13 protein-coding genes are annotated in these 14058 nt (G+C 65.7%); 4 read left to right on the forward strand and 9 right to left on the reverse strand.

From position 1 onward, the window contains the following. Window positions 1-88: 88 nt before the first annotated feature. From LDO29_RS08835 to LDO29_RS08870, 8 genes are all read right to left on the reverse strand, one after another. The gene (locus tag LDO29_RS08835; protein WP_224079415.1) at window positions 89-988 is read right to left on the reverse strand and encodes a polysaccharide deacetylase family protein; all 900 of its coding nucleotides are present in this window, start codon (window positions 986-988) and stop codon (window positions 89-91) included. Window positions 989-998: 10 nt separating this feature from the next. After that, a complete protein-coding gene (locus LDO29_RS08840; protein WP_224079416.1) occupies window positions 999-2051 on the reverse strand; it encodes a bifunctional UDP-4-keto-pentose/UDP-xylose synthase in 1053 nt (350 codons plus the stop codon). Then, window positions 2048-2983, reverse strand: a complete 936-nt coding sequence (locus tag LDO29_RS08845; RefSeq protein ID WP_224079610.1) for a formyltransferase — start codon at window positions 2981-2983, stop codon at window positions 2048-2050. The genes LDO29_RS08840 and LDO29_RS08845 overlap by 4 nt, the downstream gene beginning before the upstream one ends. Beyond that, window positions 2983-3969, reverse strand: a complete 987-nt coding sequence (locus tag LDO29_RS08850; RefSeq protein ID WP_224079417.1) for a glycosyltransferase — start codon at window positions 3967-3969, stop codon at window positions 2983-2985. The genes LDO29_RS08845 and LDO29_RS08850 overlap by 1 nt, the downstream gene beginning before the upstream one ends. Further along, window positions 3948-5123, reverse strand: coding sequence for a DegT/DnrJ/EryC1/StrS family aminotransferase (locus tag LDO29_RS08855; RefSeq protein ID WP_224079418.1), 1176 nt, complete (start codon window positions 5121-5123; stop codon window positions 3948-3950). The genes LDO29_RS08850 and LDO29_RS08855 overlap by 22 nt, the downstream gene beginning before the upstream one ends. A 43-nt stretch (window positions 5124-5166) precedes the next feature. Then, complete coding sequence (locus tag LDO29_RS08860; protein WP_211951744.1) at window positions 5167-5538, reverse strand: DMT family transporter; 372 nt, start codon at window positions 5536-5538, stop codon at window positions 5167-5169. 10 nt (window positions 5539-5548) lie between these two features. Continuing rightward, entirely contained in the window at window positions 5549-7270 is a 1722-nt protein-coding gene (locus LDO29_RS08865) for a glycosyltransferase family 39 protein (protein WP_224079419.1), read from the reverse strand. 413 nt (window positions 7271-7683) lie between these two features. Further along, a complete protein-coding gene (locus LDO29_RS08870) occupies window positions 7684-8244 on the reverse strand; it encodes an HdeD family acid-resistance protein (protein WP_224079420.1) in 561 nt (186 codons plus the stop codon). Window positions 8245-8400: 156 nt separating this feature from the next. On the opposite strand from LDO29_RS08870, the gene LDO29_RS08875 reads away from it, so the two are divergent. Then, window positions 8401-9294 (forward strand): hypothetical protein, encoded by an 894-nt coding sequence (locus LDO29_RS08875; RefSeq protein WP_396022641.1) that lies wholly within the window; start codon window positions 8401-8403, stop codon window positions 9292-9294. A gap of 78 nt (window positions 9295-9372) precedes the next feature. On the opposite strand, the gene LDO29_RS08880 is transcribed toward LDO29_RS08875, so the two are convergent. Further along, complete coding sequence (locus LDO29_RS08880) at window positions 9373-9681, reverse strand: amino acid ABC transporter permease (protein WP_224079422.1); 309 nt, start codon at window positions 9679-9681, stop codon at window positions 9373-9375. Window positions 9682-10080: 399 nt separating this feature from the next. Between LDO29_RS08880 and LDO29_RS08885 the strand changes: the two genes are divergently transcribed. From LDO29_RS08885 to LDO29_RS08895, 3 genes are all read left to right on the forward strand, one after another. Continuing rightward, window positions 10081-11169 (forward strand): acyltransferase family protein, encoded by a 1089-nt coding sequence (locus tag LDO29_RS08885; protein WP_224079423.1) that lies wholly within the window; start codon window positions 10081-10083, stop codon window positions 11167-11169. Between the two features lie 272 nt (window positions 11170-11441). Then, complete coding sequence (locus tag LDO29_RS08890) at window positions 11442-12680, forward strand: GTP cyclohydrolase II (RefSeq protein WP_224079424.1); 1239 nt, start codon at window positions 11442-11444, stop codon at window positions 12678-12680. After that, a complete protein-coding gene (locus LDO29_RS08895) occupies window positions 12677-13981 on the forward strand; it encodes a URC4/urg3 family protein (protein ID WP_224079425.1) in 1305 nt (434 codons plus the stop codon). Before LDO29_RS08890 ends, LDO29_RS08895 begins: the two co-directional genes overlap by 4 nt. The last annotated feature ends 77 nt before the right edge of the window (window positions 13982-14058 follow it).

Below are 14058 nucleotides of genomic sequence, written 5' to 3' on the forward strand. Positions count from 1 at the left end.
CCGACCACTCGTATCGCGCTGGTTGTACCCGGTGGAATCCTGCTGACCGACGATGGGCGACAGCAGTGGCGTGCTGGCGCGCAATCCACTAAGGTCGGGGCTGAACAATCAACTCGCCGCTGCGACCTTCGATGGCACCCCAGGTCACCGGAAGTTCGGGCAGGGTGGTGCGGTCGATGTGTCGGTAGCAGGTAGCCATCGACACCAGCTCATGCCCCTGCGCGCGCCAGCCCTGCAGCAGGCGTCGGAACACAGGCGCGAGCTTGCCGCCTTCCAGTTCGGTATGCAGCGTGAAGACATGGTCGCCGACGGTGGCCTCCGTCAGCTGCAGCACGGCCTCATGGACATTGTCCTCAGTGAGGCCATCCACGCCGATCATTTCATCGAGCGTAGGCAGCGTCGTGGGCATCTGCACGTGGCGGCACGCAACGCCGCCGACAGTCGGGATGTACGGCGCCGTGCCGCGCCCGTCCGATGCATAGGCCATGCCCCAGTCGTCGATCTGCCGGAACGCCTCGTCGTTCATCTGCCAGCCGGCCGCGCCATGCGTAGGCGGGGCTTCGCCGAAGATGTCGACATAGCGATCGAACGCGTTCTGCATCTGGCGGCGCGTCCAGGCCGGGTCGCGCTGGCGCACGTTGTCCTGCCAGTAGACGTGGTCCCAGGTATGGATGCCGCATTCGTGGCCGGCCGCGCGTGCCGCGCGCATTTCGGCTGCCGCCTTGCGGCCGATGTCGGGCCCCGGCAGCAGCACGCCGTACATCAGCGTGCGCAGGCCGTAGTTGGACACCACCGAGGTGCGCGACACCTTCTTCAGGAACCCGGGCCGGAACACCCGGCGCAGCGCCCAGCCGGTGTGGTCCGGGCCCAGGCTGTAGAGGAACGTAGCCTGTGCCTGTACCGCATCCAGCATGGACAACAGCGCCGGCACGCCTTCACGCGTGCCGCGCAGCGTGTCGACGTCAACCTTGAGGACGATTCTGGCCATGGGTCCGCGCTCAGTTTGCGTCGTCGACGAGGGTACGTGCCTCCACGACCTTTTCGCGGTAAGCCTCGAAGATCCTGCGCAATGCCTGCTCCATCGTCACCTCGGGCTTCCAGCCCAGTTCCTGCATGGTGTTGTCGATCTTCGGCACGCGGTGCTGCACGTCCTGGTAGCCCTTGCCGTAGAAGTCGCCCGAGGAGGTCTCGACGATCTGCGTCTTGCGCGCTTCCTCGGCGTACTCGGGGTAGTCGGCGGCCATCTTCAGCATCATCTCGGCCAGCTCGCGTACCGAGTGGATATTGGACGGGTTGCCAATGTTGAAGATCTTGCCCGTAGCCACGCCGTTCGGGTTCTCGATGATGCGCATCAGCGCCGAGATACCGTCCGAGATATCGGCGAACGCGCGCTTCTGCGCGCCGCCGTCGACCAGTTTGATCGGCTCGCCGCGCACGATATGGCCGAGGAACTGCGTGACCACGCGCGAGGAGCCTTCCTTCGATTCGAAGATCGAGTCGAGCCCGGCGCCGATCCAGTTGAACGGGCGGAACAACGTGTAGTTCAGGCCTTGCTCCATGCCGTAGGCGTGGATGACGCGGTCCATGAGCTGCTTGGAGCAGGCGTAGATCCAGCGCGGCTTGTTGATCGGGCCGTAGATGAGCGGCGACGACTCGGGATCGAACTCGTCGTCGGCGCACATGCCGTAGACCTCGGAGGTCGACGGGAAGACGAGGTGCTTGCCGTACTTCACGGCGGCGCGCACGATCGGCAGGTTGGCTTCGAAGTCGAGTTCGAACACGCGCAGCGGCTGGCGCACGTAGGTGGCCGGGGTGGCGATGGCCACCAGCGGCAGGACCACGTCGCACTTGCGGATGTTGTACTCGATCCACTCCTTGTTGATGGTGATGTCACCCTCGAAGAAGTGCATGCGCGGATGGTTGACCAGGTCACCGAGGCGGTCGGACGACATGTCCATGCCGTAGACCTCCCACGGCGTGGTTTCCAGGATGCGGCGCGTCAGGTGGTGGCCGATGAAGCCGTTGACGCCAAGAATCAGGACCTTTTTCATCGGTTTTCCTCGTTGGACTGTTCGGTAAGAATGGGGGCCAGCGCGTCCGGGGTGACCGGGGCGGACGTGGCGGCGGCAAGCAGGGTGTCAATGCGCACCTGGCCACCGTCGCCGCACAGGCCGACGATCTGGCCCTGGCTGACATGCAGGCCCGGGCGCCAGCCGGTCGGCAGCGTCGGGGCGGACAGCGGGCGGCGCGCCTGTGCAACGACGAAGCGCTGGCCGGCGATGTCGGTGAAGGCACCCGGGTAGGGCGGCGCCACCGCGCGGATCAGGTTGTAGACCTCGGCCGCGGGGCGGCTCCAGTCGATGCGGCCGTCTTCCGGACGGCGGCCCGAGAAGTAGCTGCCCTCGGCGAGCACGTTTGGCCGTTGCGGCGTGTTGCCCGCCATCATGGCCGGCAGCGCGCGCCACAGCGTCTGCTCGGCGGCCACAGTGACTTTCTCGAAGACTTCGCCGGCGGTGTCGTCCGGCAGGATCGGCACGGCGGTCTGGTCGACGATGTAGCCAGCATCGGGCTTGGCTTCCATCGCATGCAACGTGGCGCCGGTTTCCGTTTCGCCATGCAGCACGGCCCAGTTGACCGGCACGCGGCCGCGGTATTTCGGCAGCAGCGAACCGTGCATGTTGAAGGCGCCCTGCGGCGCCAGCGCCAGCACGCTCGCCGGGATCATCGAGCGGTAGTAGAACGAGAAGATCACGTCGGGCCTGGCGTCGCGCACGGCCTGCACAATAGCCGGGTCGGCCGGGTCCTCGCCATAGACGAACGGGATGCCCATCTCCGCAGCCGTGTCCGCCACGCGGCGAAACCAGATGTTCTCGTCGGGGCGGTCGCGGTGCGTGATGACCAGCGCCACCTCCACGCCGCGCGCATGCAGCACGCGCAGGCAGCGGTCGCCGACGTTGTGGTAGCCAAAGACGACTGCGCGCATCATGCCTCCGTCCGCTGACCGCGCGAATGGGCCGGGTCTGCCTCAAGGATAGCCTTGATGCGGTAGCGCGGCCGGTCGCGCACTTCCTGGTAGATACGGCCCACGTATTCGCCGAGCAGGCCCAGGCCGAACAGCAGGATGCCGATCAGGAAGAAGTTCATGGCGAACAGCGTGAACACACCCTGCACTTCCGAGCCGAACAGGAACCGGCGGATGAGCAGCACCACGAACAGTACGCCAGACAGCAGCGACAGCACCGTGCCGATGGCCGAGAACCATTGCAGCGGCACGATCGAGAAGCCCGTGACCAGATCGAAGTTCAGGCGGATGAGCTGGTACAGCGAGTATTTGGACTCGCCGGCGTGGCGCTGCTCGTGGCCGACTTCGATTTCCACGGGGCTGGAGGCGAACGTATAAGCCAGCGCGGGAATGAAGGTATTGACCTCGCGGCACGCGTTGATGGTGTCGATCACATTGCGGTCATACGCGCGCAGCATGCAGCCCTGGTCGGTCATGCGGATCTTGGTGATCTTTTCGCGCAGCCGGTTCATCGCACGCGACGCGTAGCGGCGGAACGCCGTGTCGTTGCGCTGGCGGCGGATGGTGCCGACGTAGTCGTGGCCTTCGCGCATGGTCTGCACAAGGCGCGGGATTTCCTCGGGCGGATTCTGCAGGTCGGCGTCCAGCGTGATCACGATCTTGCCGCGCGTGTGCTCGAAGCCGGCCAGGATCGCCATGTGCTGGCCGAAGTTGCCGTTGAACAGCACCACCCGGGTCACGTCCGGGCGCTTGTGGTACTGCGCGGCCAGCATGGCCGCCGAGCGGTCGACGCTGCCGTCATTGATGAAAATGACCTCGTACGACTCGCCAAGGCCATCGAGCGCCGGATACAGACGGTCGAACAGGGCTTGCAGCCCGTCTTCTTCGTTGTAGACCGGAATGACGACCGAAACCTCGACCGGACTCATTTGGAGAGACGTTTGCATGTTTCGCTGAGAGTTGCGCAGACCCGTTCCACATCGGCGGCTTGCATGGCAGGGAAGAGCGGCAGCGTGACGATGCCGCGCCCGATGCGCTCGGCGTGCGGCAGCATGCCTTCGCGCCAACCAAGGGAACGGTAGTAGGTGAAAAGGTGAATCGGGGGGTAGTGCACACCCGTGCCGATGCCGCGCTCGCGCATGGCCTGCATGACGTTCTGGCGCGCCTGCTGCGGGCCGCCTTCGAGGCGCCCGGTGGGCAGCACGACCTGGAACATGTGCCAGTTGGTGGTGGCCTGCCGCGGATCCAGCGGCAGCGGCAGTTCGATGCCCAGCTCGGCCAGCCCGGTGTCGGCGGCGCAGCGGAAATAGGTCTCGGCCAGCTCAGCGCGGCGGGCGGTGATGGCATCGAGCTTGCCTAGCTGTGCCAGGCCGATGGCGGCGTTCACGTCGGTCAGGTTGAACTTGCCGCCGGGCTCTTCCACGTCCATGCCATCCATGCCGGAGCGGATCACGCCTTGCAGGCGCAGGCGCTCGGCGCGCACGGCTTCTTCGGGCGTATTCATCACCAGGCACCCGCCTTCGACGCTGGTGATGTTCTTGTTGGCCTGGAAGCTGAAGCTGACCAGGTCGCCGAACGCGCCGATGCGCTTGCCCTGCCAGCGCGAATCGATGGCCTGCGCGGCATCCTCGATCACGCGCAGCTTGTGCTTGCCGGCGATTGCATAGAGCCGGTCCATGTCGACGGGCAGGCCCGACAGGTACACCGGCATGATGGCCCGCGTGCGCGGCGTGATGGCCGCTTCGACGGCATCCAGGTCGATGTTGCGGGTGCGCGGGTCGATGTCGACGAACACGGGCTTCGCACCGACTGCCAGCACCACGTTCGCGGTGGCGACCCACGTGATCGGCGTGGTGATGACTTCATCACCGGGGCCGATGTCCGCGATGCGCAGGGCGATCTCCATCGTGGCCGAGCCATTGGCGAAGGTACGCACCGGGCGCCCCCCGAAGAGCTGGGACAGCGCGTCCTCGAACGCCTGCATCCTGGGGCCGGAGGTGATCCAGCCGGACGCCAGCACCTTGCCGACCTCGGCAATGGTGTCGGCATCGATATCGGGCCGGACGAAGGGAAGGAATTCGGAAGTGGCGGTAGCGGTCATCGGGAAGCTTGCCAGTAGAAATGCAGCACAGTTGAGCGCCGGATCACGAACGCGCAATCAGGAACACGCCGGCCAGGATCAGCAGGATGCCGAACACGCGCAGCGGGCCGATCATCTCGCCGAACAGCCACCACGCGGCCAGCGCGTTGACGACATAGCCGAGCGACAGCATCGGATAGGCAATCGACACATCCACGCGCGAGAGCCCGACGATCCACACGCCCACGCTGACCACGTACAACGTGAGCCCGGCGAGCACGGGCCACTGCGTCAGCACGCGCAGAGCCGTTACCAGCAGCGTGCTGCGGTCGATGGTGATGGCGCCGACGGCATTGACGCCGGCTTTGAGCAGCAGTTGCGCGGCGGCATTGAGCAGCACGCCGGTGAAGATGAAGGCAAAGGTCGATAGCGTCATGGCGCCCAGTTCAGTCCTTGGAAGCTTGCGGCCGGGCCTGTGCCGGCTGCGGGAAATTGGCAACGACGATGCGGCGCTTGTCCTCGGCAATGGTGTACATCGGCACGCCGCGCCGGGTCAGGTCCTGGAAGGTGTCGGCCGACATGATGGCAATGGCATGCGGGCCCTGCTTCCAGCGTTCGACAAAGGCGTCGACGGTCGGGATCCATTTCTGCGGCTCCCGGCCGACGCCGAACTCCAGTTCATCGGGGTGCTCGACGAGAACGGTCGTCCGGCGCAGGTAGAACGGCAGCGTGTGGTCCAGCATGCGCACGCTGTAGATCGGCATGTCGGGCGTCAGCACCTTGCTGATCGCGGGAACCAGGTCGGCGCCGGAAGCCGGACGGCCCATGGCCTCATGTCCGCGGAGTGCCAGGGTCGCGCACAGGAACATGGCGACAGCATAGGCGACGATGCTCGGAAATACGCCTCGCGTGCGTACCAGGTGCCGTGCAAGCAACGCGCCCGCGAGCATGCAGGCAAAGGCCAGGCCGATCCACAGCGCGAATTCGCGATAGACCGCGTTGGGTATGCTGGGCTTTTCCAGCGTTGCCACGTATGGGCAGGCCAGCAAGCCGATCACGGCCAGCACCAGCATGAAGTTCGCCTGCCGCAGCCATGAGCGTTCCGTGATGGTGTCCAGCGCCACGCCGGCCAGGATGCCCAGCGCCGGGAAGATCGGCACGATATAGCCGGGCAGCTTCGAACCCGACAGGCTGAAGAACACGAAGATCGCAATGGCCCAGATGGCCGCGAGCAGCGCCGGCTGGAACGGATGCGGGGCGCTGCCGCGCTCCACGCCAGCACGCTCGCGCACAGCCTGCCACATGCCCGGGAAGGTACCCAGCCACGGCAGGAAACCAGCCACCAGCAGTGGCACGAAGTACCACAGCGGGCCCTTGCGCGAATGCGTCGTCGAGGTATAGCGCTGCCAGTGCTCGTGGATGAAGAAGAAGTTCAGGAATTCGGGGTTGCGCTCGGACACCAGCCAGAACCAGGGCACGGTGACCACGAGCATCAGCACGATGCCGGTCACCAGATGCAGGCGGCGCCACAGGCCGAAGTCGCGCGTGACGAGCGTGTAGACAACGAGCACGAGGCCCGGCAGCGCGATACCGACCAGACCTTTGGTCAGGATGGCGACGCCCATGGCTGCCCAGCAGGCGAGCATCCAGTTGCGGCGTGCAGCTGGCGTGGCCTCAGGGTGCTGCGCGAGCAGCATGAACGCGAGGACGCAGGCCATGGCGCCAGACAGCGTCATGTCCAGCGAATTGAAATGCGCGGCCACATTCCACATCGGCGCGGCGACCATCACGAGCCCGGTCAGCAGCGCAGCGCGCAGGCCGAAACAGCGGTGCGCGGCCAGCATGGAGACCAGCAGGCCGATGAGACCTGACAGCGCCACGCACAGTCGCGCCTGCCAGTCGCCGATACCGAACAGGGCGTAGGACAGCGCGGTCACCCACATGTGGAAGGGCGGTTTTTCAAAATATTTGAGTGCCTGGTAGCGGATAGTCACCCAGTCGCTGGTAACGAACATCTCACGGGCAATCTCGGCGTAGCGGCCCTCGTCCGAGCGCAGCAGGTGGCGCATATCGAGCGTGCCGAACCAGACCAGCAGGATGCCGAGGCTGATCATGGCGATGACGCCAACTGACAGCCCGGCATAGCGCGAGGTCGAGGAACTACGCATAGAACTCCCTGGAAATGTCGACAGATGAACGGCTCGCGCCGCCTGGCGCGATGGGCGAAGCCGACTGGCGCTGGCCCGGGCGCATGGCAGGCGAATGCCTGTCGTGCGAAAGCCTTGCTTCCAATCGAATTCGTCCTGCATACGGTTTGTCCCGGGCGAGGACCCGCTCCGCCATCCCGGCCTGGCGCGGGATGCCGGGCGTGGCGGGAAGCCGTCACAACGTTTGCGGCCGCTTCCCGGTGGACAGGCAAGAGCAGGGGGCCATGCCGGGCAAAGAATTGTGATGCAAAATTATCTTTCACCCGGTGCCTGGACCGTCCCTCTTGCGGGCGGGCAATGGTAGCACGGGCGGGCACCCACCCCGACTTCCGGCGGACTTTCAGGGCGCCTGGTGCGGCATGCGCGGGGCACCGTCAGGCTGGTTGGGTGGCGGTTGCCGACCGCGCACCGCGCAGGCGCAATGCAACTCCGATGAGGAGGATGCCGCACACGATGGCCCAGGAGCCGATCAGCCACAGCACGGCCAGCGCCCCGGCCATTGGCTGCCACAGCACCAGGAAGGCGAATGCAATGCTGACCAGTCCGGACAGGATCAACCACCATTCATTCGGGATTTCCTTGCGCAGGCGCACGGCCGCCACGATCTGCAATGCGCCCGTAGCCAGGGTCCACGCGGCAATATAGATCAGCAGCGACAGCGCGGTAATGGCGGGGCTCAGCAACGTGAGCGCCCCTACGCCAAGACCGAGCAGGCCCTGCAGCGCCAGGATCCATCGGTCGCTGGTCTCGCGCTCCTTGCCGGAAATCGCCATCAGCAGGGCCATCAGCCCGTCCGCGGCAGCGAAGGCGCCAAAGATGATTACCAGCGCCGCCAGGGTGGCAATAGGCGCGAAGAACGCGCAAATCCCGAAAATCAGCGCCAGCAGGCCGCGCAGTGCGATCACCCACCATAATTTCGCGTAGTACTGAAGCATGGAATCTCCTGCAAGGTACCGGGCTGCCGGCTGGGGCCGGCAGCCGAAAACCCGACGAGACAGCGCGCGGGAAACGCGCTAACTTTGATAGAGGCCAGTTGCCGGCCCGGCCGGGTGTCAGGTTGGGGCGCAAGAACATTCTAGACACGGATTTATGTGAAGACAAAGGCGCAGCATATCCTGCGAATGGGCCTGAAAATGGGCGCACTGGGCGGCCTGGCGCTGCTGGCGAGCGGCCTTGCCTGGGCCCAGGAGCGGCCCGAATCCCACCAGGGCACAGCCGCGAACGGTACGTCCCCGCAGGCCACGGCCGGTGCGGTGATCTGCGACGCGCCCTGGTTCCGCTCGGGTTCGCACGTGCAGATGGAAGGGGACGGCGCCCTGCCGATGTCCATCACCATGACGCTGCGCGACGTGGGGCGCAGCGCTTCGGGCTGCCACGCCCAACTGGAGGTGATGTCCAAGTCCGCTATGTCGGCTCTGATGGGGCCCCCCGTAGTCATGGATCAGGTGCATATGGTCAACATCGACCGGCGCACGCCTGCGGACGAGACCAGCATCGAGAGCCAGCACGCCATTATCAACGCCCGCGCACGCTATGCCCGCATGTATGGCGAGGCGGCATTCAAGGGCCGGGGCGTGTTCAACTATGCCGGCCTGAACCTGCGCGAAGGCAGCGTCCTCGAAGGGGAAACGTTCGAATCCAGCCTGTCGCTGAAGATCTACCCGTTGGGCTCCGACGAGGTGGTGGGCACCATGCGTGCGCTGCACGCTTCGATCAATATCAGTTCGCGCCAGGTGGGTCGTCGCCAGATGATCGACACTGTAATGGGCCGCAAGGAATGCATGCCGATCACCTATGAAAAGCGTACGTCCCTGGGGCCGCTGCTGGTCGGTGAAGAGGTCGTGCAGGTCGAGCCCTCGGTGATGCATATCACCGACTGGTACTGCCCGGCTGAAGCCTTCGTGCTGCGCACGGAAGTCAGGCAGGACGGGAAGGTGCAGCGGATTGATGTGACGGCGCTGGAGCGGGATACGCAGGCGCCGTAGGCGGTCTCCTGCAGCGCAGGATCCCGGAAATGTAAAAGCCCGTGCCTGGCACGGGCTTTATCTGGACACCGGCTGGCGTCAGCTGGCCGCTGCCGGAGCGGCCTTCTTCTTGCTCGTCTTGCTCTTCTTCGTCTTCGCCTTGGCCGGTTTCTTGGTCTCGGGGGCGGGGGGGGCGGTCAGGTCGCTGCGGGTGCTCTTGTTGGCGCCCTGGCTGTACGGATCGAACTTGTCGCCGGCCTTGGCGCCTTCAGAGTACGGATCGAATTTCTGACCCGACTTGGCGCCCTGGGAATACGGGTCGAACTTCTTGCCGCCGGTTTGCGCCTGGGCGGCCACAGCTGCCGTGCCCAGTGCGAGCGCGATCGCGGTCGCAACGAACTTGTTCATGATTTCTCCTGACTGCTGCCTGGTTATGCCGCCCCATTGCCGGGCGGTCGGTTCTTCGCAGTTGCCCCTTCTGGGGGGGCAACCGGTTTCAGTGTCGCCAAGCTATCGCCGGGCTGTCAACTTGGGGCCTACCCGGCGCCAGGCACTCATGGAAACCATGGATTGCCGCATCAATCCGGATGCGAATGATGTGTTTGCACCACTCGGTGGTGGTTGCCAATAGGGCTGCTGACACCCGCGAATCGCCAATACATGGACATGCGTGTCGGCCACACCGGAAACGGCATATTCGGGTTTCTTCTGTAACGAATACGCATTTTGTGACAAATAAGCCTCATGAAGTTCTCATGGAGGGGGTAAAATCCCGGCCGTCATGCTATTTGTAACGTTCTTATAACAATGAGCCCCCGTCCTTCGCGCCTGGCGTGCATTGACGCCCTCAAGGCGGTCAGTTCGCAACTGATCGTGCTCCATCACCTGGCGTTCTATGGCCCCATGTCCGACGCGGCGTATTCACTCGCGCCGGGCATGCTGGACTGGCTGTCGGAGTACGCGCGCATCGCCGTACAGGTGTTCCTGGTGGTCAGCGGTTTCCTGGCGGCACGCAGCCTGGCGCCGGAGGGGCGCCTGGTGATCCGGCAGCATCCGCTGTTGGCGGTCTGGAGCCGCTACCAGAAGCTGGTCACGCCCTATGCTGCCGCAATCCTTGTCAGCATTGCCGGGGCTGCCATTGCGCGTACCTGGATGGTTCATGACTCGATTCCGGCGCCGCCGCACCTGATGCAGTTCCTGGCGCATGTGTTGCTGCTGCATAACGTGCTGGATGTCGATGCGCTGTCGGCGGGCGTCTGGTATGTGGCGATCGACCTGCAGCTGTTTGTTTTGCTGATGGCGGCGCTGTGGCTGGCGCGGGGCGCATCGGGCCAGGGCGCGCGTGCGAGCGTCGTGCTGGTGTCGGCGCTGGCGGTGGCATCGCTGTTCTGGTTCAACCGGGATGCCGAATGGGATATCTGGGCGGTGTATTTCTTCGGGGCCTATGGCATGGGCACGCTCGCGTACTGGGCGTCCAACCCCGGGCGCTCGGCCATTCCGCTCCTGTTGCTGGGGGCGGTCGGGCTTGCTGCACTAATCGTTGATTTCCGGCTGCGCATCGCCGTGGCGCTGGCAACGGCCTTGCTGCTGGCGGTGGCCCGGCGCGGCGGGTGGCTGGAGCGCTGGCCGCGTGCGCGGGTAGTGGGCTTCTTCGGCCGCATCTCGTACTCGGTGTTCCTGGTGCATTTCCCGGTCTGCCTGGTGGTGAACGCGGTGGTTTCCCACTTCGCGCCGGGTCGCCCGGTGCTGAATGCGCTCGGCATCCTGCTGGCGTGGCTGGCGAGCAATGTTGCCGGAACCTTGTTCCACCGTTATGTAGAAAGCGCCAGCCCGTTCGCCGCGCTGCGGGCCCTGCTGGCGGGCGGCCGGCGGGAGAGTCGACCACATAGTACGTAAGGCCTGTCAGGTCGCGTGGTTCGACACGCGGCCTGCCGGAGTACAGAAAGCGGCACGCGGCTTTGGGCCGGTGCCGCTTTTTCATGGTGCGCCTGCACCACGAGCGCCAATGGCCCGCGCTCGTCGCCTGTGCAGGACGCCTGCGTTGCCAGCGTGCGACGACCCACGCACGGCGCAAAAACGGGCATTGGGTGATGGCACGGAGATTGCCTACTATGGAATCGTAAACCTGACCATTTGGTCAGGATTCCATCACGGAATCGAGGGCTCTCATGTCCGATCACATCGTCCTGACCTCGCACGCGCGCCGCGACAAGCCGGCCGAGCCAATTCACTGGGGAGCGTCCACCGCGGCGGAGCGCGGCCCGGTGATCGCCAGCCTCACGGACCCGGCGCAGCGCAATGTGATTGGGACACACTCGGGCGCGTACGCCATCTACCGGGCGCTTGCCGTGGCGTCGGGCCGGCTGCAGCGTGACCATCGGCCGGACCTGACGGATACCGCACCGGCCGAATCGATCGGCCCGCACCCGCAATGGAGCGACCCGGACAAGATCGTTTCGCTTGATCCCTGGGGGCATCTCGTTTCGAGTGCATTTGCCGACCGCATTGCAGCTGGCGTGGATATCCGCCCGACCATCGCCGTGACCCGCGCGCACATCAATATGCCCGAGCTTGCCGCAGCGATTGCGGCGGGCCGCCTCACGCCTGATGGCGACATTCTCCACGCCAATGGCGACGTGAAGGTGACCAAGGCGGCTGTCGATCCGGTCTGGTACCTGCCTGGGCTGGCACGCCGCTTCGAGATCAAGGAAACCGCGCTGCGGCGCAGCCTGTTCGAGCAGACCAGCGGCATGTTCCCGGAACTGGTGACGCGGCCGGACCTCAAGGTCTTCCTGCCGCCGATCGGCGGCATGACGCTCTATTTCTTCGGCGATGTCGGCAAGCTGGGCAGGCCTGACACGCATGTGGCCTGCCGCGTGCACGACGAGTGCAACGGCTCGGACGTGTTCGGTTCCGACATCTGTACCTGCCGGCCCTACCTGGCGCACGGCATCGAGGTGTGCATCGACATGGCGCAGCAAGGCGGCGTAGGCCTGGTGGTCTATAACCGGAAGGAAGGGCGCGCGCTCGGCGAGGTGACCAAGTTCCTGGTCTACAACGCCCGCAAGCGCCAGGTGGGCGGCGACCGCGCCGAGACTTACTTCGCCCGCACCGAATGCGTGGCCGGCGTGCAGGACATGCGCTTCCAGGAACTGATGCCGGATGTCTTCCACTGGCTGGGCATCCGCCGCATCGACCGCTGGGCGTCGATGAGCAACATGAAGCACGGTGCGCTGGTAGCCCAGGGCATCGAAGTTGTCGAGCAGGTGGCCATACCCGAAGCACTGATCCCGGCGGATGCGCGTGTGGAAATCGACGCCAAGGTGGCGGCCGGCTACTTCACGCACTACACGCCGCCTGACGCCAACGAACTCGCCCTGACAAAGGGCAGGGGGTTGAACGAATGAGCACGTATCCCGAAGCGGACCGGCCCGGCGGGCCGGCCGACGGCCTCGGCAGCGGCTGGCACAGTCCGGTGCCGGCGGGGCATCCGGCCGCGGCGCTGCTTTGCGCCGAAGCTGTGCGCACGCACTGTGCGGCGATCACTGAATATGTGGCCGCCGGCCAGTCTGAACTGTTTACCTGGCATCCCGACCGGGTTCACGCGATTGCCGACTACGTGGCGAGCACCATCCGCCAGCGGTATCCCGACCTGCAGGTGCCATACCACAGCCGTTGGCGCCATTTCGAGAGCGGCGGGACCGGCGAGCGGCTCGAACGCTGGCAGATTCTGTGCGAGCGCGCGGCGCTGAGCGGTCCCGAGCATCGCGAGGACCGAGCCCGCATCGGCATCGACCTGGTCATCCCCAGCGTGCTGCTGGATGCGGGCGCCGGGCCGGACTGGCGCTATCGCGATCCGGCCAGCGACCTGATCCTGAACCGCTCGGAAGGCCTGGGCGTGGCCAGCTTTGACCTGTTTGCGCGCGGCGGCTTCTCGGCCGAGCCGGGCAATCCGTTGCGCGCCGATGCCGAACGCCTGATGCGCATCGACGCCTCCAGCATTGCCACGGCTTTCCAGGTCGCGCAGCACAATCCTCTGGTCGGCCTGGAAGGGCGCGCGGGGCTGCTGCGCCGCCTTGGCGAAGTCATGCAGGCCACGCCGGCGGTGTTCGGCTCGCCGGCGCGGCTCGGCAACCTGTACGACTACCTGAAGGCGAACGCGGTCAATGAGCGGATCGAGGCGAGCTTCATCCTGAAGACGCTGCTGGTGGCGCTGGGGCCGGTGTGGCCGGGGCGGGTGGTGCTGGAAGGCGTGTCGCTGGGCGATACATGGCGCCATGCGGCGGCGCCGGGCGGTCTGGTGCCGTTCCACAAGTTGACGCAGTGGCTGACCTATTCGCTGCTGGAGCCGCTGGAGGATGCCGGCCTGGTCGTCACGGGACTGGAGGCGCTGACCGGGCTGCCCGAATACCGCAATGGCGGCCTGCTCTTCGATTTCGAGCTGATGGTGCCACGCGACCCCGCGTTCACGCAGGTGGCGCACGATGTTCACGAGCCCATCATCGTCGAATGGCGTGCCTTGACCGTGACCGGTCTGGACCTGGTGGCCGACGGCGTGCGGCAGGCGCTCGGGCTCTCGGAAGCGGAGTTTCCGCTGGCGCGGGTGCTGGAGGGCGGTACGTGGGCGGCAGGGCGGCGCATTGCCGCCAAGCGCCGGCCGGGTGGTGCGCCGCCGTTTGCGATCAACAGTGACGGCACCGTGTTCTGAGCGCCGCGCAGCGTTTCCTTGCCCGCCGGCCGAGGCCGTCCGGCGGCGCAATCCCTGATTCTTTTCGCCAGTCCGAT

Origin of the sequence: Cupriavidus laharis, from assembly GCF_914271435.1 — a bacterium.
Classification (GTDB): Bacteria; Pseudomonadota; Gammaproteobacteria; order Burkholderiales; family Burkholderiaceae; genus Cupriavidus; species Cupriavidus laharis.